General features: G+C 58.3%; 16 protein-coding genes. 3 read left to right on the top strand and 13 right to left on the bottom strand.

What is annotated here, in order from left to right; translation table 11 throughout:
• Positions 1 to 326: 326 nt before the first annotated feature.
• From HY282_19260 to HY282_19225, 8 genes are all read right to left on the bottom strand, one after another.
• On the bottom strand, positions 327 to 3,311 hold the full coding sequence (locus HY282_19260; GenBank protein MBI3805899.1) for a PAS domain S-box protein: 2,985 nt from the start codon (positions 3,309 to 3,311) through the stop codon (positions 327 to 329).
• A 374-nt stretch (positions 3,312 to 3,685) separates the two neighbouring features.
• The gene (locus HY282_19255; protein ID MBI3805898.1) at positions 3,686 to 4,378 is read right to left on the bottom strand and encodes a response regulator; all 693 of its coding nucleotides are present in this window, start codon (positions 4,376 to 4,378) and stop codon (positions 3,686 to 3,688) included.
• Complete coding sequence (locus tag HY282_19250) at positions 4,375 to 7,083, bottom strand: sensor histidine kinase KdpD (protein MBI3805897.1); 2,709 nt, start codon at positions 7,081 to 7,083, stop codon at positions 4,375 to 4,377. The genes HY282_19255 and HY282_19250 overlap by 4 nt, the downstream gene beginning before the upstream one ends.
• 89 nt (positions 7,084 to 7,172) lie before the next feature.
• Positions 7,173 to 7,766 carry a potassium-transporting ATPase subunit KdpC gene (gene kdpC / locus HY282_19245; GenBank protein MBI3805896.1) on the bottom strand — a complete coding sequence of 198 codons (594 nt, stop codon included), beginning with the start codon at positions 7,764 to 7,766 and terminating at the stop codon, positions 7,173 to 7,175.
• A gap of 159 nt (positions 7,767 to 7,925) precedes the next feature.
• Positions 7,926 to 10,010, bottom strand: a complete 2,085-nt coding sequence (kdpB, locus tag HY282_19240) for a potassium-transporting ATPase subunit KdpB (protein MBI3805895.1) — start codon at positions 10,008 to 10,010, stop codon at positions 7,926 to 7,928.
• A gap of 1 nt (position 10,011) precedes the next feature.
• A complete protein-coding gene (gene kdpA, locus HY282_19235) occupies positions 10,012 to 11,814 on the bottom strand; it encodes a potassium-transporting ATPase subunit KdpA (protein ID MBI3805894.1) in 1,803 nt (600 codons plus the stop codon).
• Entirely contained in the window at positions 11,814 to 11,903 is a 90-nt protein-coding gene (gene kdpF, locus HY282_19230; protein ID MBI3805893.1) for a K(+)-transporting ATPase subunit F, read from the bottom strand. Before kdpF ends, kdpA begins: the two co-directional genes overlap by 1 nt.
• Before the next feature lie 294 nt (positions 11,904 to 12,197).
• On the bottom strand, positions 12,198 to 13,769 hold the full coding sequence (locus tag HY282_19225) for a peptide ABC transporter substrate-binding protein (GenBank protein MBI3805892.1): 1,572 nt from the start codon (positions 13,767 to 13,769) through the stop codon (positions 12,198 to 12,200).
• Positions 13,770 to 14,392: 623 nt separating this feature from the next.
• Here HY282_19225 and HY282_19220 point away from each other — a divergent pair.
• The 3 genes from HY282_19220 to HY282_19210 are packed head-to-tail and all read left to right on the top strand — an operon-like array spanning position 14,393 to position 17,843.
• Positions 14,393 to 15,352: a D-glycerate dehydrogenase gene (locus HY282_19220; protein MBI3805891.1), complete on the top strand. Its 960-nt coding sequence runs from the start codon at positions 14,393 to 14,395 to the stop codon at positions 15,350 to 15,352.
• 44 nt (positions 15,353 to 15,396) lie between these two features.
• Complete coding sequence (locus HY282_19215) at positions 15,397 to 15,903, top strand: hypothetical protein (GenBank protein MBI3805890.1); 507 nt, start codon at positions 15,397 to 15,399, stop codon at positions 15,901 to 15,903.
• A 5-nt stretch (positions 15,904 to 15,908) separates the two neighbouring features.
• Positions 15,909 to 17,843, top strand: coding sequence for an Ig-like domain-containing protein (locus tag HY282_19210; GenBank protein MBI3805889.1), 1,935 nt, complete (start codon positions 15,909 to 15,911; stop codon positions 17,841 to 17,843).
• A gap of 91 nt (positions 17,844 to 17,934) precedes the next feature.
• Here HY282_19210 and HY282_19205 read toward each other — a convergent pair whose 3' ends face one another.
• The 5 genes from HY282_19205 to HY282_19185 form a co-directional block, all read right to left on the bottom strand.
• Positions 17,935 to 18,900, bottom strand: coding sequence for a metal ABC transporter permease (locus tag HY282_19205; protein ID MBI3805888.1), 966 nt, complete (start codon positions 18,898 to 18,900; stop codon positions 17,935 to 17,937).
• Positions 18,897 to 19,733: a metal ABC transporter ATP-binding protein gene (locus tag HY282_19200; GenBank protein MBI3805887.1), complete on the bottom strand. Its 837-nt coding sequence runs from the start codon at positions 19,731 to 19,733 to the stop codon at positions 18,897 to 18,899. Before HY282_19200 ends, HY282_19205 begins: the two co-directional genes overlap by 4 nt.
• A 1-nt stretch (position 19,734) precedes the next feature.
• Entirely contained in the window at positions 19,735 to 20,151 is a 417-nt protein-coding gene (gene nikR / locus HY282_19195) for a nickel-responsive transcriptional regulator NikR (GenBank protein ID MBI3805886.1), read from the bottom strand.
• Positions 20,152 to 20,231: 80 nt separating this feature from the next.
• Positions 20,232 to 21,269, bottom strand: coding sequence for a zinc ABC transporter substrate-binding protein (locus HY282_19190; protein ID MBI3805885.1), 1,038 nt, complete (start codon positions 21,267 to 21,269; stop codon positions 20,232 to 20,234).
• A gap of 860 nt (positions 21,270 to 22,129) precedes the next feature.
• Positions 22,130 to 22,426 (bottom strand): CooT family nickel-binding protein, encoded by a 297-nt coding sequence (locus HY282_19185; GenBank protein MBI3805884.1) that lies wholly within the window; start codon positions 22,424 to 22,426, stop codon positions 22,130 to 22,132.
• Positions 22,427 to 22,444: the final 18 nt, after the last annotated feature.

Below are 22,444 nucleotides of genomic sequence, written 5' to 3'. Positions count from 1 at the left end.
GACGTTCTATCGACCGAATCAGGTCACCTGTCGAAGTACCATCCGCGGTGCTCTCCCGCGCGTGGTACAAGTTGTGACCGTAAGGGGGGAGCGGGGGGGATCTCCCCCCGGCTGCACGGGGAGGGCCGCCTGTGCCCGGAGGGTAGAGGGGGCCGGGCAGTCGGCCCCCACGGTGGGGGGTGGGGTAAAACCCCACGACCTTAATGCAGTAGGGGTCCGGGGCCAAAGCCCCGAATCCAAATTTTTCCTCGACATAATTTTGCTTCTCATTGGATCCTACGGAGGCAGAATCCATACCTGCATCTATCCAACGTCGGGGATATCCATCAGGAAGCGGTCTCTGCCACCGGGCTCGGCTGGGAAAGGGGAATGTTCACGGAGACGCGCGTTCCCCTCCCCGATATCCCGTGAATCTGAACCGTCCCCCCCCAGAGGAGCGTCCGCTCGCGCATCCCCAGCAGTCCGAGCGATTTCGAATTGGCGATCTCTTCTTCGCTGATCCCCTTTCCGTTGTCGCAGACTTCCAGGAGGAGGTGGCTGCCTTCCCGCTCCAGCCGGATCTTGACCTCATTCGCATTGGCATGCCGAACGATATTCGTGAGGGTTTCTTGAAAGATGCGAAACACCGTCGTCGAACGGCCCGGATCGAGCGTGATCTCTTGTGGGCAGGCGGTAAAGAGACATCGTATTCCGGTTCGGTTTTTGAAATCTTCGATCTGCCACTCCATCGCGGCGGTCAGCCCGAGATCGTCGAGTACCCCCGGTCTCATTTCGGTCGAGATTTTTCGAACCGATTGAATCGTCGTATCGACCAGATGGATCATCGATTGCGTCCGCTCTCGGAGGATCGCCTGCTCGGCCGACAAGCGCTTCAGCAGCCAGGAGAGGTCCATTCTTAAAATCGTCAGCTGCTGCCCCAACTCATCGTGAATCTCCCGAGAGATCCGTGTTCGCTCTTCTTCCAAGATCGTCTGCAGGCGTGTGGAGAGGTCCCGCAACTGTTGGCGTGAATGCCGCAACGCCTCTTCGGCCTGCTTTTGTTCGGTGATCTCCATCACCAGACCTTCCAAGGCGAGGAGCGCTCCTTCCGGCGAGAAAATTCCCCGTCCCTGCTCCCAGACCCACTTCTCTTCGCCCGAGGCGGCGATGATTCGATAAACGAGCTGGAACGGTTTTTTTTCTTGAAGCGCCGCTTGTACGTCGCTCCAGACCCGGTCCTGATGGTCCGGATGGATCAGCTTTCCGAAAGAAATTTTTTTATCTTCGATGAAATCGGCCGGACGATAACCGGTAAGCGGGTAGCAGCCCTCGCTGATGAATTCCGCCGTCCAGTCGTGATCGTTTCGGCAACGGTAGGCGATCCCCGGCAGATTGCTGATCAGCGTCGAGAGGGCGCGCTTGTTCTCCCGCAGCGCTTCTTCCACCTGCTTCTGTTCGGTGATGTCGCGGGTGACCGACAGGATGGAAGCGATCTCTCCCCGCTCATTTCTCAGCGGAACGGCGTGGGAATCCATCCAACGAAGGGTTCCCTGTAACCCAACCAGACGGTACTGCAGCCGCCCTGCCTCACCCCGGCAGAACGCCTGATGGGACCGAAGGAAGTCGGGCCGATCTTCCGGATGAACGACATCGATCAACTTTCTCCCGACGACCTTGTCACTCGACTCGGCTTCGACCATTCGGAGTCCGGCCGGATTGACGGCGAGAAGAGAGCCATCCAGGCTGACCGTCTTCACACACTCCGGCACGTTGTCGATGATCATCCTCAGACGGGATTCGCTCTCCCGAAGCGCCTCTTCTGCGCGCCGCCGGTCCGAGATATCATTGATGACGCCGATAAAATATTTCGGCTCTCCATAGCCGTCATATATCAGAGAGACGCTGAGATGCGTCCAGATCATTCCCCCTCCTTTGTGGAGATAACGCTTCTCCATCTCATAGGTCTCGATCTCGCCGGCCAACAACCGCCGTTTTAGATCGAGATTGGGCCCGACATCGTCGGGATGGGTGATTTGAGAAAACGTCCGGCCGAGAAGCTCTTCTTCCGTGTAACCGAGCAGGTCGATTACCTTTTGATTGACCTTCAGGAAACGCCCGTCGAGATCGAGCTGGGCCATCCCGATGGCGGCCCGGTCGAAGAGGGCGCGAAATCGCTCCTCCGTCTCCCGCAAGTCGGCGGTCATCACCGTGGCGAGATCGACGGCGCGTCTCTGGGACAATCCGACGGCGCGGACGACATAAAAAAGCGATACACTGATGACCGATCCACCGAACAATACAAAAAGAGGCAGGTACTCCTGAAGGCCCATTTTAAAATTCGGTTTGGTGGAAGCGTCGACGACCCATTGCCGCCCCGCCACCTCCACGACCTCCCTACGTCGAAAGCGAGGGTAATTGTTTGGAACCTTTGAATAGAGAATCTCGTCGTCATACAGCAACTGCGACGGTTTGACCGAGCGGTTTGGCTCTCCGTCGATGGACGGCTCCATGTCATAGATTTTGAAATCGACCTCCCGGCGGGCATAATCGCCCCAAACCTCTTTGAGCAATTCGGTCATCGAAAAAGCGGCGCTCGCAAAACCGAGCAAGGCGCGCCGCCGCTCCTCAACCGATTCGTGCGGCATTCCATATCGGTAGACGGCCAGCCGGATCGCAAAGCCGGACTCTCGCGGGAAAACGAGAACGATCCGTCCGGTGGCGACCGGCCTGCCACTGTCGCGCGCCTGCTCGATGACCAAACGCCGGATCGGATCGCTGCCGATGTCGAAGCCGAATTGCTCCTGATTTGAAGAAAAGGTCTCAAGATAGTCGAGCGGATAGTAGGCGTCGCGCTCTCCGGCCGGATGGATTGAAAAATCGAGATGGCCGTTTGGATCGACGCGGGTATCGCGCCTCACCCGCCGCTCGTATTCGACTTTTTCTGAATTGGGAACATAACGGGCAAACGCAATGTCATGGATACCGGGATAGCGTTTCTGAAGGTCGAGCTGATGGACGAACCCTTTCCACTCTGCGGGGCTGATCTCGTCATGAAGGGTGAAGAGGCCGCGGACCGCCAAGAGCGCGTCGATGTAGGCCTGCAGCCGCCGATGAATCGCCTCTTTCGCTTCGAGGACTTTTCGATCGAATTGTGCTCTGGCGGTCGCTTCGATCCGAAGAGAGGTGTAATGCCAAGCAATTCCGGTAAGGAGTAATGAGATGATCAGGAGGAGGGCCGCGGGGGCCGGGCCGAAGGAGGAGAGGGGCCGCAGGGAACGGGGGACGGACTCCTCTGCCTGCAGGTTCTTAACCGGCGGGACCCTCCGGTGCATCTATCGACCTCATGATGGTGAATGGTGATCCAGGTCTTCGAGTCTAACTCAATGGCAGAACCGCCACGCCACTGAGTATTACTACCGTATACAATAAAAAAGGATAAATATCAATCAAAAGATATTGCAAAAGATCTCGCAAAAGATTTGGGGGGAGAAAGCATTTTGATTTGCGGACAGCAAACTGAGAGTCGCGGGGTAAAACCCGACGACGTTGAGATCGTCGCTGGGCGTTTGGGGGCAACGCCCCCGTTCCAACACGCTTAATCTTAATGGAGCGACACCCTTGTCCGCGTTGATTCTATATTCGGCTCAATGAGAGAGGGTTGCTTTGGAGAATCCGAGAAGGGATGGAAGCGTTCTACCGATGGATGTCAGTCTACCCGCAGACGGTATCCCACCCCCATCTCGGTTAAGAGATACCGCGGGCGCGCGGGGTTTTCCTCCAGCTTGCCCCGCAGCTGTCGCATATAAACGCGCAAGTAAGGGGCGTCGTCCGCGTGGAGCGGGCCCCAGACCTCTTTGAGTAATTGACGATGGGTGATGACCTTCCCGGCATGGCGAACCAACACCGCGAACAGCTTGTATTCGGTGGCGCTGAGATGGATCTCTCTTTCACCGACGAAGACCTGACGCTTTCCGAGATCGACCCGCAAGTTTCCCAGCTGGAAAATCAATTCGCCCGCCTCGGTTCGGGCCGTCCGCCGGAGCGCCACCCGCATGCGCGCCAGCAGCTCTTCGATTCCGAAGGGCTTCGTCAGATAGTCGTCGGCGCCCAGATCCAGGGCGGTCACCTTGTCGTGCTCTTGGGACCGGGCGGTGAGGACGATGATCGGCCGGGAGGTCCACTCCCGGAGCCGCTGGATCACCTCCAGGCCGTCGATGTCGGGAAGCCCCAGGTCGAGCAATACCACATCGGGGTTCCATGCCATCGCCTCGGTCAGCCCCTCTTTTCCGTTCTTGGCATCGACCACCCGATAGCCGGCGCCGGAGAGGGTCGTCTGGATAAAGTGATGGATCGGGGTCTCGTCTTCGATCACTAAAATAATCGGCTCACGTTGTGTCATCGTCGGGTCGCCTGATCTTCCGCATCTTCGGCTTCGACCTGCGGCTGCTCGCCGGTGACCGGCAAGGCGAAGCGAAAGCGGGCTCCTCCGTCGGGGCGGTTCTCCACCCAGATCCGGCCCCCGTGCGCCGCCACGATTCCTTGGCAAATCGCCAGCCCCAACCCGACGCCGCGGGTCCGCTTCGGACCGGTCCGGTAGAACTTGTCGAAGATCCGCGCTTCCTCCCCTTCCGGAATTCCCGGCCCCCGGTCGGCCAGGGAGAGGATCACCTCCTCCTCACTAAATTCCGCCGAGAGCTCGATCGGACTGCCGGGCGGCGTGTACTTCGTTGCATTCTCGAGGAGGTTGATCAAGACCTCTTCGATCAGAACACCGTCCATCGGGACGAGCGGTCCGTCGGTCGGCACCTGCGTGGTGACGGGCCGATCGCCCAATTTTTTTTCAATCCGAACCAGCGCCGCCCCGACGACCTCTTCCAGCGGAAGCGGCTCTTTGCGAAGCTGGATGGCGCCGGCCTCCAACCGCGTCATGTAAAGGAGGTTATTGACCAGCCGATCCATCCACATCACCTCTTCATGGATCGATTGAATCAGCTGCTTCCGAGTCTGCGGATCGAAATCGACCCGCCCCTCGAAAAGGCTGCTGACTGCCCCTGCGATCGCCGCGAGGGGGGTTCTTAAGTCATGCGAGACGGCGCTCAGCAACGCGTTGCGCATCCGTTCGGCTTCGATCATCACCTGCGCCTGTTGGCCCGCTTCGGCCAACATCGCCCGCTCGATCGCGCTCCCCATCAAATTCGCGAAGGTCTCGAGCAGGTGAACCCGCTCCGGCTCCATAAACTGCCGCGCCTGCTCCGGCCGGACCGCCAATACCCCCAACACGCCGTGCGGGGCGACCAGGGGGAGAAAGAGCGCATCGGCGCCAGGGAGATTATCGGTCCCCATCCCGGCCATCTGCGCATGATCAAAGACCCACTGCGCCACGCCGACGTTTTTGTCGTCTTGAATCCAGGCGGCCTCCTCCCCGATCGCCGGTCTCAAATGGTTCATCTCGTCAGCCAGGAAGACCGCCGCCTGGCATTTGAAGACCTCGCTGATATGTCGAAGGGCAACGCGGGAGAGGCCTCCGACCAGTCGGGTCTGGGTCAGCTCCCGGCTCATCGCATAGAGCGCCCCGGTGCGCCGCTCACGGTCGCGGGCCAGTTCGGCCTGCTCGCGGTTGCGGATCGTCAGGTTGCTGATCAGCAGCGCCGTCAGCAACATCACCAAAAAGGTGATGAGGTATTCCGTGTCGGAGATGGCGAAGGAAAGGGAGGGGGGAACAAAGAAGAAATCAAAGGCCGCGACCGACAAGATCGAGGCGAGCACCGACGGGCCGCGCCCCCAGCGCGAGGCGACAAAAACGACCGCCAATAAATAAATCATGACGATATTGGTCGATGCGAAGGTCGGCTGCATCCAGGAGGCGATCCCCGACGCCGCCGCCACCATCAGCGCCGCCTTCAGATAGGCCGGCCAGCGGCTGGTCAGTCGAAAGATCCGCGCCGCCATCGAGCGGCTTCGGCCCGCTTCGCCGGTGATGACATAGACATCGATGTCGCCGCTCTCCCGGACCAGGTCCGAAACGACCGAGCCGAAGAAGAGCTCTTTCCAGCGGGGCCGGATGGTCTTGCCGACGATGATCCGGGTAACATTCTTCGCGCGCGCATAGCTGAGGATCTCCTGGCTGATTCGATGCCCGCTGAGGGTGACCGTCTCGGCGCCGAGCTGCTCGGCCAGCCGCAGCGCCTGCACCACCTGATCGCGCTCCGATTCGGGCCGGCGCAGATGTTCCGAGGTCTGGACGTAGGCGGCGATCCATTTGGCATGCAGCCCTCCGGCCATGCGGCGGGCCGTACGGATGAGCTTCCTCGCCCGGGCGGTCGGATTCACACAGACCATGATCGTCTCACCCGCCGGCCAGACCCTCGGCACCGCGTGGTCCAGACGATAGACCTGCATCTCCGCGTCGACCCGATCGGCGGTGCGCCGCAGCGCCAACTCCCGGAGCGCCGTCAGGTTTCCTTTCCGAAAGAAGTTGTGAATGGCATGCTCGGCCTGCTCGGGGACATAGACCTTCCCCTCTTTGAGGCGGCGGATGAGATCCTCAGGCGGGATATCAATCAGCTCCAGCTCATCGGCCTGCTCCAGGATGGAGTCGGGGACCGTTTCATGAACCGGAATGCCGGTGATCTGGGTGACGATGTCGTTGAGGCTTTCCAGGTGTTGAACATTCACCGTGGTATAAACATGAATGCCGGCGTCGAGCAACTCCACCACATCTTGCCAACGCTTGGCATGGCGTGCGACGGGGGCGTTCGTGTGCGCCAGCTCGTCCATTAAAATGAGGGTCGGACGACGCTTCAGCGCCGCATCGAGGTCAAACTCCTTCAGGACGGCCGATTGATACTCGACCTGCCGCGGTGGGAGCGCCTCCAGCCCTTCCACCAGCGCCTCGGTCTCTCGCCGTCCGTGGGTCTCGACCCAGCCGATGAGGACGTTGATCCCCGCCTCCACCTGTTCGTGGGCCGCCTCCAACATGGCGAAGGTTTTTCCCACGCCGGCGGCCGCGCCGAAGAAGACACGGAGCTTACCGCGCGCTTGTTTTTTTTCCTCCTCATGAACGCGTTTTAAAAGCGCGTCGGGATCGGGCCGGTGCTCTTCCATCATGCTTCCGTGATCAAGTTAGATTGCTTAAGGGGTCGGGCCACCCTATTTTTATCATAATTGGCCGAAAAAAACATGCCTGTCGGGTGCTAAGGAAGATCTCTTTTTTGAATAAACGCATCGAGTGTCAGATTGAGATCGAGGACATTGATGCGGGGCTCTCCAAACACTCCGAACGGCCGCCCTTCGGTTTTTTCATCGATCAAACGCCGGATCGTCTCCTCCCCGACGCCGCGGGCGGTCGCGACGCGATGGAGCTGATAGAGGGCCGAGGCAGGGGTGATGTCCGGGTCGAGCCCGCTTCCGGAGGCGGTCACGAGATCGACCGGGACCGGCACGGTATTTTCCGGATCGGCGGACTTCAATGCGGCCACCCGGTCGGCCACCGCCTTTTTCAGCGCCTCATTCGTCGGGCCAAGATTTGATCCGGAAGAGGCCGCGGCGTTATAACCGAACGGCGAGGTCGCCGACGGGCGGCCCCAAAAGTATTTCGGATCGTCAAACGGCTGACCGATCTGCTCGGATCCGAGCACTTGCCCCTCTCTCTCGATCAGGCTCCCTCCCGATTGATTCGGAAAAAAGAGCGAAGCGATCTGGGTGATGGCGAAAGGATAAAGCGCCCCGGTCAGGACGGTGATGATCAAAAACAACAACACGGCCGGTTTTAGTTCTTGCTTCCACATAAGTTCTCCTCATTTGTATGCGGGCCTGGTGATGGAAGAGATTAGTGGTCTCAGATCTTCACACCAGGCTGCCCCACGATCTATTTTGTATGTAGGGCCGGCACTGGAAGAAGTCTGTTGATTGTAGATCTTCACACCAGATGCGCCCTGCCCCACGCCCTACGCCCAGCCGAATGCAACCAGGATCATATCGATCACCTTGATTCCGATAAACGGTACGATCACCCCCCCGACGCCGTAGATTAGCAGGTTGCGCCGAAAGAGCGCCGCCGCCCAGACCGGCTGATAGCGGATCCCTTTAAGACAGAGCGGAATCAGCGCGACGATGATCAATGCATTGAAGATCACCGCCGAGAGGACGGCACTTTGCGGCGTCGCCAGTCGCATGATGTTGAGCGCCGCCAGTCCGGGATAGATCCCGGCAAACGCAGCGGGGATAATGGCGAAATATTTGGAGACGTCATTGGCGGTGCTGAAGGTCGTCAGCGCGCCGCGGGTCATCAAGAGCTGTTTGCCGACCTCGACGATCTCGATCAGCTTCGTCGGATTCGAATCGAGGTCGACGAGGTTCCCCGCTTCTTTGGCCGCCTGCGTCCCCGTATTCATCGCCACCGCCACGTCCGCTTGGGCCAGCGCCGGCGCATCGTTCGTCCCATCCCCGGTCATCGCCACCAGCCGTCCGCCGGTCTGCAGCTCTCGAATGAGTTTGAGCTTGGTCTCCGGCGTCGCCTGCGCCAGGAAGTCATCGACCCCCGCCTCCGCCGCCACCGCCGCCGCGGTCAGCGGGTTGTCCCCGGTGATCATGACCGTTTTAATCCCCGCCTTTCGAAGCTCCGAAAAGCGTTCTTTGATTCCCCCCTTCACGATATCTTTCAGGTAGATGACCCCGAGCGCTCTCGGACCATCCGCGACGACCAGCGGGGTCCCCCCTTTTTTGGCGATATTTTCCGCCGCGGCGCGAACGTCCGCCGGAATCTCCCCCCCTTGCTCTTTCAGCCATGCCTCGATCGCGTCGCCGGCCCCCTTCCGGATCTGCTCTCCCCCCGGAAGGTTCACCCCGCTCATTCGCGTCTGGGCCGAAAAGGGAACGAAGGTTGCGCCGAGCTCATGAATTTGCCGTTCTCTGATTTGATAACGCTGCTTCGCCAAGATGACGATGCTCCGCCCTTCGGGGGTCTCGTCGGCCAATGAAGCGAGCTGCGCCGCATCGGCGAGACGCTCTCCGCTGATCCCCCGGGCCGCGACAAATTCGGTCGCCTGACGATTTCCGAGGGTGATCGTGCCGGTCTTGTCCAGGAGGAGCACATCGACGTCGCCCGCCGCTTCGACCGCCTGGCCCGACATCGCAATCACGTTGGCCTGAACCATCCGATCCATCCCGGCGATCCGGATCGCCGAGAGCAGTCCCCCGATCGTGGTCGGAATCAGGCAGACCAACAGGGCGACCACGATGGTCACCGCCACCGGGGCCCCATGACCGGAGGCGGTCACGCTGTAAATCGAAAAGGGCAAGAGGCTGATGCAGACGAGGAGAAAGATGATCGTCAGCGCCGCCAATAGAATGTTCAGCGCGATTTCGTTCGGCGTTTTCTGACGTTTCGCCCCTTCAACCATCGCGATCATCCGATCGATGAACATCTCCCCGGGGTTGGTGGTAATCCGGACGACGAGCCAATCGGAGAGGACCCGCGTCCCTCCCGTCACTGAACTTCGGTCGCCCGACTCCCGGATGACCGGGGCGCTCTCTCCCGTGATGGCGCTTTCGTTCACTGAGGCGACCCCCATGATCACTTCCCCATCCGCAGGGATATCATCCCCCGCCTCCACCAGGACCCTGTCTCCCTTGCGCAAGGTGCTCGCTTGAACGGTTGAATATTTTTCCCGATTCTCCGGGGCGGCCAGCTTTTTGGCGGAAAGGTCTCGGCGGGATTTCTTCAGCGCCGCCGCCTGCGCCTTTCCCCTTCCCTCGGCCACCGCCTCCGCAAAGTTGGCGAAAACCACCGTAAACCAGAGCCAAATCGAAATCGTCAGAATATACCCAGCCGACATTTCACCTTTGCCGAACAGCGCCTGGATAAAGAGCACGGTCGTCAAAAGACTTCCGACCTCCACCACGAACATCACCGGGTTGCCGACCTGCTGGCGCGGGTCGAGCCGTCGAAATGCTTCGACAGAGGCTTGACCTAAGATCGCTCGATCAAAGAGCGGTCGGCTTTTTTTGGTTTCCTTCAGGGTCGAATCCATTTTAAACCCCTCCTTGAAAATATTCTGCGATTGGGCCGAGCGCCAGGGCCGGGAAAAAGGTCAGCGCGCCAACGATGATCACGATCGCAACCAGCCAGGAGATGAAGAGCGGCGTATGGGTCGGAAGGGTCCCCGGGCCGACCGGCACCTTGTTCTTTCGGACGAGCGATCCGGCCAAGGCCAACGTCGGGACGGCGATCCAGAATCGCCCGATCAACATGACGAGCGCGCCGGTGAGATTGTAAAACGGCGTGTTCGCGTTGAGTCCGGCGAAGGCGCTGCCGTTGTTGTTTCCCATCGAGCTATAGGCATAAAGCGCCTCGCTGAAGCCGTGCGCGCCCGGATTGGCCATCGAAGAGACGCCGGCCGTCGTCACCGCCGCCATTGCCGTAAAGAGGAGGACGATGATCGGCATAACAAGGATCGCCAGCGACGCCATCTTCATCTCATACGCCTCGATCTTCTTGCCGAGATACTCGGGGGTCCGGCCGACCATGAGCCCTGCGATGAAAACGGCAATCACCGCAAAGATGAGCATCCCGTAGAGTCCGGAGCCGACCCCGCCGAAGATCACCTCTCCGAGTTGAATCAGCCAGAGAGGGATTAATCCCCCGAGGGGGGTGAAGGAGTCGTGCATCGCGTTGACCGAGCCGTTTGAAGCGGCGGTGGTCGCCGTGGCCCACAGCGCGGAGTTGATGATCCCGAATCGGACCTCTTTTCCCTCCATGTTGCCCCCCGCCTGCAGCGCGCCGGCGGCCTGGTCGACGCCGAGGGTTGCGAAAGCCGGATTGCCGTTCTGCTCGCTCCAGGCGCAGAGGAAGGTGAGCGGGATTAAGACGACCAGCATGGCGGTGAGCAGCGCCCAACCCTGCCGCGTGTCGCCGACCATCGCGCCGAAGGTATAGCAGAGGGCCGCCGGGATCAACAGAATCGCCAGCAGCTCCAGAAAATTGGTCAGCGGGGTCGGGTTCTCGAAGGGATGGGCTGAGTTGACGTTGAAAAAGCCGCCGCCGTTGGTGCCGAGCTGTTTGATCGCCAGTTGCGAGGCAACCGGCCCGACCGCCACCGACTGTTCGGTGAGAGAAACCTTCTCTGTCTTCGGCTGACCTTTTTCGTCGAGCACCGGCTTTCCGCTCGGATCGATCACCGGATTGTCGTAGCTCGTCGGCTGCAGCAGCTTCACGCTTTTATCGCTGCTAAACGTCTGAGGGACCCCTTGCCACACCAAGACCAACGCAAAAACGACGGAGAGCGGAAGGAGGAGATAAAGGGTCGACCGGGTCAGATCGACCCAGAAGTTGCCGAGCCCCTGGGCGGAACGGCGGGCAAAACCCCGCACAAGCGCGAGCAGGATCGCAATGCCGGTGGCCGCCGACATGAAATTGTGAACCGCCAACCCGAGCATCTGGGTCAGGTAGCTCATCGTCGACTCGCCGCCATATCCCTGCCAGTTTGTGTTGGTGGTAAAGCTGACCGCCGTGTTGAGGGCCGAGTCAGGTGACACCGCGCCCAGCTTTTGCGGGTTGAGCGGCAAGAGCCCTTGGAGTCGCTGCTGGAGATAGAGGACAATGAACCCGACGACGCTGAAGAGGAGCATCGCCACCGTGTAGCGCTGCCAGTTCATCTCCTCTTCCTCACGGACCCCGCAGAGCCGGTAGATCCGCCGCTCGATCGGTTGTAATAGACGGTTGAGGCCGGCCGGTTTCCCTTCAAACACCTGGGCCATGTACCACCCAAGCGGCTTGACCAGAGCGACCAAGGCCAAAAAATAAAGGGTGATTTGTAAAACGCCATTGGCTGTCATTAGAATTTCTCCGGTTTCAAAAGCGCATACAGGAGATAAACCAGCAGACCGATTGCAACGAGTCCGCCGATCAGATACATCGAATTCATCGCTTTCCTCCCCTTTTAAGGTCGCTTATAGCTTTTCCAAGCCGCGCAAGAGCGCCCCGGTCAGCCAAAAGAACAGGAGCGCGCTCATTAAATAAATTATGTCCCAGACGATTTCCATCGGGTCCTCCCCAGTGAATAGAACGATCTTAGCGAAGAAGGTATAAAAACGGGATAAAAGAGAGGGAGGTTCGTATAAAAATCTTATAAAAATGATGGAGTAATGAATTATGGAGGGTTTGGGTGTTTCAAGAAGGAGTTCAGAAGGAATTTAGATGGAATCGATCGGAGGAGATCCTATTTCGCCCGCTTCGCTTCCTTAAGGTAAAGGAGATCCATGGCATTGACCTGGAGCCCTTGAATTTCCGGCTTGATCAAGAGATTCTGCGCCGCGAAGAAAAGGGGGATCATCGGGGCCGCACGCTCGGTCAAGATCCGCTGTGTTTCATCATAGAGGTTGCGGCGCTTTGTTTCGTCCGGCTCGCTCGCCGCCTCCGAAATCAGCCGGTCATAATCGGCATTTTTCCAGTGGGAATAATTGTTTCCGCTCGTGGAGGTAAAGAGGTTCATGAAATTATCCGGGTCGGGATAGTCGGCCCCCCAACCGAGACGAAAAATCTGCGGCGTCTCTTCTTTCAGCCGCTTCAGGTAGACCTTCCACTCCATATTATCGAGTTCGATCGAGACGCCCAAATTCCGCTTCCACTGCGCCTGGATGTTCTCCGCGATCAGCCGGTTGGTTGGATCGGTGTTGAAGGCCAAGGTGATCGTCGGCAGCCCCGCCCCGCTGGGATGGCCCGCTTCCGCCAGGAGCGCTTTTGCTCTTTCCGGGTCGAAGCCGAGCCCGATCTTCGGATTGTATCCGAACATTCCCTCCGGAATCCAAGAGGTGGCGGGGATCTCTCCCCCTTTTAAAATTTTGGGAATTTCATTCCGGTCGATTGCCAGGGCGAACGCCCGTCGGACCCGAACGTCGTTGAAAGGGGCTCTCTCGATATTGAACCCATAATAATAGCCCCTCAAGAACGGCGCATGGATATAGTCGGGATGGTGTTGATAGCGGGGAATGGCGACCGGCGGGAGCGCCACCCGATCGAGGTGGTCGGTCTCATAGAGGGTCAGCGCGGTCGTCTCCTCCTCGACGACATAGAAGACCAGCCGATCGAGCGCCGGACGGCCGCCGTAATACCGATCGTTGGCATCGAGGGTCAACCGATACTCGTGCCGCCATTCATTGAGGCGGAACGGCCCGCAGGTGATCAGGTGCGCCGGCTCGGTCCATCGCTCTCCATATTGCTCGATCAGATCCCGCCGGAGAGGAAAGGTCGCCGTAAAGGTGGTGATCGAAGGGAAATAGACCGCCGGTTTTTTGAGATCGACCTGGAGGGTCTTCTCGTCGAGCGCTTTCACCCCGACCCGATCGGGATCTTTCGTCTCGCCGGCGTTGTATTCCGCCGCTCCCCGAAGGTCATATAAAAAATAAGCATATTCCGAGGCGGTTTTTGGATCGAGGAGGCGCTTCCACGAATATTCAAAATCGCCCGCAGTCACCCGCTTTCCGTCGGTCCAGAAAACATCCTCCCGAAGGTGAAAGAGATAGCGGAGCCCGTCGGGGGAAACCTCCCAGCTCTGGGCGATCGCCGGCCGGGGGCGAAGTTGCGGATCGTATTCCGCCAAGCCTTCCATTAAGTTTTCGATGACGCGGATCGAGACGTTATCGGTGGCGAGCGACCAGTCGAGGGTCGGCGGCTCCGAGGTGAGGTTCATCCGAAAGGTCGATTTTGGATCGGCTCTCTTTGCGGGGCCTCTCTCGAAGAAGAAAAGAATCGAGAAGAGAAGGAGCAATACCAAAGCGAAGATTTTCTTCATAAGGTTTTATGATAGGCAAATTCCATCGACATGTAAAGGGTTGATGAATGGCGGGGTCGATCTGATTTTAAAGTTCTGGAAGGCCCCTAAAACTGAATCGACGCGCGGAGAACCTCTGATTGCTTCACCTCGTACCGTTTTATTCTCCTCCTTTGCCTGCATCCCAGAGGGTGTAAGGAGGGGTAAGGGGAGGTAGAAGGATTAGAATTGAGAACATTGGAGCGGGGCTTCGCCCCACGCCCCACCGCGGGGGCTGCGTGCCCAGCCCCCTTCGGCTTCCCAGGGCACCGGGGGAGACCCCCGGACCCCACGGTCACAACTTGCACCACGCGCGGGAGTGCACCGCGGATGGTGCTTCGACAAGGTGACCTGCATTGGAAGGTAGTATGAGACGTCTGATTGGGGACGCGGGGTATAGCGGGCACAGCACGCCCTTGACGCGCAGTCGCTTACGACAAAATCAGATCAACAGCAATGAACTTGAAGCTTTTACCTCTTTAGCTGACTGCTGAGAGCTAAACGCTGATCGCTCTCTTTTCCCTCACTCCGCACTTCGCAATCCGCATTCCGCAATCGAAAGCCCCTTCTTGTCAAAGGTCATAAACTCCGCTATGATCTTTTTGATGATGCCGACTGTTTTTCTCACCCGGGTTCTTCCTGATTTGATCATGGAAAAGATCCGGCGTCATTTTCGCCTTCGATTCAACCGCGCCGACCGGCCCCTTTCGAAAAAGGAGATTCTCGCCGGAATAAAAATGGCCGATGGCTTGATCTCGATGTTGAGCGATCCGATTGACCGGGAGGTCATTGATGCCGCGCCCCGGCTTCGAATCATCGCCAACTACGCGGTCGGCTATAACAATATCGACCTAAAGGCGGCGGCCGAGCGGGGGATCGCCGTCACCAACACGCCGGGGGTCTTGACCGAGACGACCGCCGATCTGACCTGGGCGTTGATTTTTGCCGTCGCGCGGCGGCTTCCCGAAGCGGAGCGTCTCGCCCGGTCGGGAAAGTGGACCGGCTGGGCCCCGACCCAACTCCTCGGAAGCGACGTCTTTGGAAAGACCCTGGGGATCGTCGGGATCGGCCGGATCGGCCAGGCGGTCGCCCGGCGCGCCGCCGGCTTTTCGATGCGGCTCCTCTACCACAGCCGTAAGTCGCTGCCGCGCCGGGACGAAGCCGCGCTCAACGTCTCGTTCGTTCCGTTCTCCCGGCTTCTGAAAGAATCCGATTTCATCTCGCTCCATCTTCCCCTGACAAACGAATCGCACCACTTAATCGACCGAAGGGCGCTCGCGTCGATGAAGCCGACTGCCTTCCTCATCAACACCGCCCGGGGTCCGATTGTCGACGAAAAAGCATTGATTCGCGCCTTGCGGACGGGACATCTTGCCGGGGCCGGACTCGATGTGTTCGAAGACGAACCCTCTCTTTCGCCGGCGCTGCGGAAGCTCAACAATGTGGTCCTCCTCCCCCACGTCGGATCGGCCTCGCTGGAGACGCGGATTCGGATGGGAGAGCGGGTCTTGGAAAATCTGCTCGCCGGCCTCAGCGGGAAGCGGCCGCCGAATGTGATAGAATAAAGCGACTCTGATCTCGTGCATTTTTTAGGGAGGAAGCGTCGCCGATGAAAATTAAAGTTTTTCTTGAGATCTGTTCCGTCTCCATTTTCATCTTCCTTTTAGTGATTGCCCTGCCGGCCTGGGCGGTGAAGCCGCGTCCTCCGCTTCAACTCTCTCTGCAACAATCGTCTGTCTCGGAGCGGGAGAATCGGTTGACGATGGTCGCCAAGGCGAACGTCGATATCCGCGATGCGGTCCTCTCACTGGAACTCCCTTCCGGCCTCCGTCTGATCCAAGGGGCGGAGGATGGGTGGGAGGGATCCCTCAAAAAAGGGGAGATGCAGCAACTCGACTGGACCGTCCGAAGCGGCGATACGTTGCCCCGACAGGTGGTTGGAAAGGCGGTCATTCGACTGAATACCGGAGAAGAGTTCACCGAGAGAAGCGTCTTGACGCTCCACGAAGAAAAGAAAGACGAAAAGAAAGAAGAAGATAAAGACGAGCGGACCCGCTCCCCTTCCGTCAAGCGGAAACAAGGGGGAGAAAACATCCTCGAATTCAAAGGAAAATAACGAAGATGCTCGAACGTGTCTGCCTCGGGATCGTGCTGGGGCTCTCTCTTCTTTTGTCTTCCTGCGGCGGCGGAGGGGGCGGTTCAAAGACCATCGCACAGATCGAAATTACCCCGCAGCAGGGAAATGTCGTCCTGCAAACCACCCTCCCCTTTTCGGCGACCGCCAAGACCGCCTCCGGAGAGGTCGTCGACAATGTCTCGTTTGTTTGGCAGTCGCTCGATCCTTCCATCGCCAGCATCGATCCGAACAGCGGCGTGGCGACCGGACATGGGATCGGGGTCGCCACCCTCGTCGCGACGACGGGGACCTTCCAGGGAAGCGCTTCGATCGGCGTGGTGGCGGCCCAGTCGGGTCAGGGGAACCTTCACCTCTCCGGCACGGTCCGCTATGAGGACAAGCCCTATACCCTCAACGGGTTTACCGGCGAGATTCAACCGAAGGCCGTCCGCGGCGCCGCCATCAATGTGGTTGCCATCGATGGATTTACCACAATTTTTACCGGCGCCACCGATGCGGAGGGGAACTTCGATTTTACCGGCGTCAACAACACCGGCCGGCGAAGCGGGATCTACCTTCAGGTCTTGGCCAAGACCGAGCCGAACAATCCGACCCAGGTAGAAATCCGGAACAATCTAACCGATAAAGCCCTTTTCTCGCTCGCCTCCAATGCGATGGACGACAGCGGCGGAAGCGACTTTACCGGACTCGATGTGACCGCGGCCGCATCTTCCGGAGCGGGCGGCGCCTTTAATATCCTCGACGTCTTCTCGACCGCCAGCGAATTGATTCAGCGAAGCGGCGGCCCCTGTTCACCCCCTGCGACCGCCCCATGCGTCCCTCCCCTCCTCACCGCCTACTGGGAGCCGGGAAGCGCGCAAGGGACCTACTTCGACGATCAGCTTGATGCGATCTTTATCCTCGGCGGGGGCGACCCTCAAGGGGACACCGACGAGTACGACGATGCGGTGATCGCCCATGAGTATGGACACTTTGCGGTCCATCACTTCTCAAAAGACGACTCGCTCGGCGGGGAGCATTTCATCACCGACCATGATCAGGATGTTCGATTGGCCTGGTCGGAAGGATGGGGAAATTTTTTCTCGAGCGCCGTCCGGAAAAATCCGATTTATGTCGATACGGCATCCAAGGGGGCGACCTTCTCCTTTAATTTGGAGACGTATGCTTCACCCCAGACGTCGGCCTTGAAGAGCGCCGCCGTTTATACCACCAGCGAGATTGCGGTCGCGGGGGTGTTGTGGGATCTTTTCGACGATCCGACCCTGGCCGCCACGGTGACCGAACCGCACGACACGCTGGCGCTCGGGCTGGAACCGATCTGGCAGACCCTCCGCCGATTTACTTCCGGCATCCCCGCGACGATGGAATCGTTTGTGACCGAATTTACCGCGGTCGATCCCGGCTCCGCCGGCGGACTTCAAGCGATCCTTCAAGAACGAAAAATGGAGCTTTTACCCGACAGCTTCGAGTCGAATGAAGCGGCCACGTTTCTCGTCGCCAATGATGCGGACCGCCAGCTTCAGCATCACACCCTCTATCAAGCGGCTCCGGTCCCCCCGGAGAACGACGAAGATATCATCCCGTTCGATGTCGCCGGAGGGGTCCGGTACACGCTGGAGACGTTTACTTATAATGGCGCCGACACCCTCCTTTTCCTGAACGACCAGCCCGGCTCAGGCGCCCCGCTCAATGGCCTTCAGAACGACAACCGAGATGGCGGCGATTATCACAATTGCGGAATGAACACCTTGACGGGAAAGAGCAGCTGCCCCGACAACAATCGACTTACCCTCTCTTCTTCCCTCAGCTGGACCCCGACCGCTTCGGCGAGGCTCTATGCCCATGTGCAGCGCTCCCCCAATGCCCCGCCGTCGGCGGGACAATTCGGCTCGTATGACATTCGCCTGAGCAGCCCGTAAGAGGATGGATTTTAAATTTCGCCTTTGATGTTGCGCTAAGACGGCCGGCACAAGCGAGTGCCTCAGGGAATGCGCTGCAATTCAGCGCCGATCAGCGCGGCTCGGACGGTTCGCCTTTGTGGTGGGTCGTCGGTTCGGGGTGGGCATGTTCGTGGACATGATGGAGGCCGGCATGGTCATGCGGATGCTCATGCGTCGGCATCGGCTCGATCGGCGCGGAAACCTCTTCCCGGGCCGGCAGGCCGCTCTCCCGAGCGAGGTGATAAAGATAAGCAACCATGAAGAGCCCGGCGGCGACCAGGACGATCGTCGCGCCGGAGGAGACATTGAAATAGAAGCTGGCATACATGCCGATCACGCCGCAGAGGAGCCCGGTCAGCGTTGAGAGAAAGATCATCTTATTGAAGCTGTCGGTCACCAGGCGGGCGGCAACGGCGGGGATCACAATCGCCGCGGCGATCATCGTCACCCCCATCACCTGCATCGAGACGATGATCGTCGCCGCCAGGATCAGCGAGAAGAGCGATTCGACCCATCCCGACGGAACCCCGTAAATCCGCGCCACCTCGGCATCGAAGGTCGTGAAGAGAAACTGCCGATAGAAAATAAAGATCAGCAATCCGGAGATCACCGTCACCGCCCCGATCGCCCAGAGGTCCTGCGTCGAGACCCCCAGAATATTTCCGAAGAGCGCCGCCTCAAAATTCTTTGTAAAGCGGCGATACTGGCTGATGATCGCGACGCCGACGGCGAAGCTCGCCGTGGTCACGACACCGATGGCGGCGTCGGCGCCGATCTTCTTTTTCCGGGTGACGAAGTTGATCAACAGTGCCGAGAGAAATCCCCACAACCCGGCGCCGAGATAAAAATTCCAACTCATTACATAGCTGACGACCGCGCCGCCGAAGACGGCGTGGGAGAGACCATGACCGATATAGCTCATCCGCCTTAAAACAATGTAGACGCCGAGCAGGCCGCAGATCGCCCCAACCATCGAGGCGGCGATCAGGCCATGAACGAAGAATTCATATTGAAGGGGAGCCGTTAAGAAGTTCAATTCGATCCTTGCGTGGAAGAGGGGTGGAGATGCTTCTTGAAATGTAGGCCGGCCTTGGGGCTGTCGTCAACAAGGATGACCTCTCCTTGGCGAACCACCGACATCTCCGATTCGTAGGTGCGGGAAAGGGTGGCAGAGGTAAAAATCTCTTCGGGATGTCCTTGCGCGATGATGGTCTGATTGAAGCAGATCACCCAAGGAAGGTGCCGTGCGACCGCGTTCAAATCGTGCGTTGTCAATAAGATCGTCACCCCGCGCCGGTTTAATTCTCCGAGGAGGTGGAGGATCGCATGTTGGGTCTTCAGGTCGACGCCGGAGGTCGGCTCGTCCAGAATCAGAAGCTGCGGATTGCCGATCAACGCCCGCGCCAGGAAGACCCGCTGCTGCTCCCCGCCCGAGAGCGCTTTGATATGGCGCTGCGCATAATCGCCGATTCCCAGCTGATCGAGAAGGCCGCGGATTCGGGTTCGCTCCTCCCCGCTCAGCCAGGGAAGGCGCTTCGATTGGCGATAAAGCCCCATCGCCACCACCTGCTCGACCGTCACCGGGAAATCCCAATCGACCGTCTCGATTTGGGGGACGTAGCCGATCGAGGCGGGGGTCTCCTGAGAGACCTGGTTTCCGGAGACGATGACCTGTCCGGAGAGGGCCGGGACCACACCGAGGATCACCTTGAGGAGAGTCGATTTGCCGGTGCCGCTCGGGCCGACCAATCCGGCAAACTGGCCCGGATAAATCTGAAGGGAGAGGTTGCGGAAGACAACTTTCTTCTGATAACCGCAGGTGACCTGTTGAAGAGAAACCAGCGGTCTTTTTTCGGAGACAACCGCCATCTTAATCGAGGTCCTTCCCGGTCGTCGTGGCGGTCAGCTTCCCATGTTTGACCCCTTTGGTCGAAATCAACGAATCGGCGATTTTTTTGATCTCCCCGCTCCGCCCCCGGACCACCAGCACTTCGAGGCAGCGGTGCTCGTCGAGGTGGATGTGGAGGGTCGAGCGAATTAATTTCGAATAGTGATGCTGCAGGTCGGTGAGCTTCTCCATCAGCTCGTGGACCCCATGGTCGTAGACGATGGTGATCGTCCCGATCGTCTCTTTGTTTTCATCCCACTCCTGCTCGACGAGGTGATCGCGGATCAGATCGCGCAGCGCTTCGGAGCGGTTCGTGTACTTTTTCTCTTCGATCAAAACGTCAAATTGCTTTAAAAGCCCTTCGTCCATCGAAACGCCGAATCGGACCAATTTCGCCACGGAAAAACCCCCTTCAGAAAGATAACACCTTTTTTATAAGTGTGCTATAAGGCGTTTGAATTGTCAAGGTTTTTGATGCGCTAAGGGAGGTTTTTCGGGTCGATACCGGTCAACGCTTCGCCCTTTCCCCCCAAGACCGTCGCCATCGTCTTCACATCCTCTACCATCATCCCGATGTAGGTATGCTCGGGCGCTTCGGCGGCGCCGGGGAGGTCATCGTCACGGAGGGTGGAGACATACTTCACCCCGGCTTCTTTGCCGATCTGGTCGAGGATTTTGCTCGGAAAGACCTCAGATCCGAAGATTGCCGGGACCTTTTCGGCCTTCAGCTGATCGATCAGGCGGGCCATCTCCCGGGGGGAGGGCTCCGAGAAGCTCGACGGCTGGATGGCGCCGACCACTTTGCAGCCATAGCGGGGACAGAAATAGGCCCAGGAATCGTGGTAGGTCAGCAGCTTTCTATTTTGGGGCGGGATCGTTTCCATTGTCTTCAAGACCGCCTCATCCAACTTCTTCAGTCGCGCCAGATAGTCCGTCGTCCGCTGGTCGTAATACGGCTTGCCGGCGGGGTCGAGCGAGATCAGGGCGTCGCGGACCAGCTCCGCATACCGGATCGCGTGCGCCACACTCAGCCAGAGATGGGGATTGGGATTTCCATCCGACTCCGGAAAGCTGAAATCGAAGACCCACTCTTTCTTGCTGACCGTATTGTCGCCCAGCTTGAGGACCTTGGCTCCCTTCTTCCGGTTTGCTTTCGCCAACGTCTCCGTCGGCGTTTCCAAATTCAAGCCGTTGAAGATCAGCAGGTCGGCTTGGGAAAGGAATTTGATGTCCGACGGCGCCGGCTCGAAGGTGTGAGAGTCGGTCCCCTCCGGGATCACTCCATGCAGATCGATCCGGTTTCCGCCGACGTTCTTTACGATGTTGGTGAGGGGGGCCACGGTGGTCACGACTTTTAAGCTCCCCGCTGCTCGCGCCGCTGGTATAAATGCGATGTGTAAAATCAGCAGGAAGACAAAAAGAAGCCGGATCCGCTGTCTGCCTCGGCAACTGCGCCTTACCTTCGACGCCTTCGTCGTCGACGAACCGCTTTCAAAAGGGTTAGATCCCTTGGACATGGTTCCTCCCTCTATATAAATGAACTAAAATGACGATCTTCATCAGGCGGGCTTATTCTACCCTCTCTTTGCTTTTGAGGGAAGGGCCCTCCTTAAAAAGGAAAAAAATGATCTGGAGGTTCACTGGTCCAAGTTGGGGAAGGGTTTTAGGTCGTGCTCAGGAAGTGGTACGCGGCGTAGCGACACCTTTAATATGCTTTATGAGAGTTCCAATCCCTTTAGTGCATTTTTCTTTAGGACCGTTCGGACGGTCTCATGACAAATCGATTTTGCCAGACCTCGCTGTACCACCTCCTCCGCCAAAGCCGCAACGTCCAGCGGGGGTATCCCTGGGGCGCTGGAATTAGAGGCATACCTAACCTTCCTTCTATAAAGATCTCTTTAACTCCTAAGGTATCGTTTTAGGTTGCTTCGCCCTCTGGTATTCCTGGTGACAGGGTGGTACAATCTCACCTGAGGCAAAAAAGTCACCCACGACAAAAAAGCCAATTTAGAAAAACCGATCTCTCACACTTTACAAAGGAGAGTGACATGAAAGAGGATTCACATCAGCACAAGCCTTTAAAGCACAGTCATCCTCACAAACAGGATGAACATCATAAGCACGATCAAGAAAAGGGTGAGCATGCGCACGACCATGAACACAAGCCGGAGTCTCACAGCCACCCCCATGACCACAAAGAGGAACACCATCAACACTAATATAATAGCTGATTGAAGGAGACCCGGTTGCCGCTGGGTCTCCTTCTCTTCGCCCGGCAAGCCGACCCGCGCAGCCGGACGACCCGCCCCTACTGCAATTCAAATCGAAGTGCCAACTGAAAAAATCTTCTTCCTCGTCCGTAATTGAACGCTTGTTTCTATTTCATTTGAAGAATGAAACCGCTCTCCCGAAGGGTCACCCGGGTCCATTCGGTCTGAAGAATCAGGCGCTCTCCTAGGACGGTTTGAAAGAGGATCTTCCCTTCTCGGAATTCAATTCCGGTAACCCCTTCTAACAGAATTTTCTCTCTGCCGTCGTTCTCCAGCCAGATCTCGGTTCCGACAAGACGATGGGGACCCGACCAGATTTCGTCGGAGACCGTCTTGCCTTTGGGTTGGAAAATCGCGCCGATTTTATTTTGAAGACCTTTCTGGATATGTTGATCAGATGACATATCAACCTCCCCAAAAGA

Source organism: Candidatus Manganitrophaceae bacterium, from assembly GCA_016200325.1.
Taxonomy (GTDB): domain Bacteria; phylum Nitrospirota; class Nitrospiria; order SBBL01; family Manganitrophaceae; genus Manganitrophus.
Note: the sequence above shows the minus strand (reverse complement) of the source record. Positions and strands in the feature narration are given on the sequence as shown.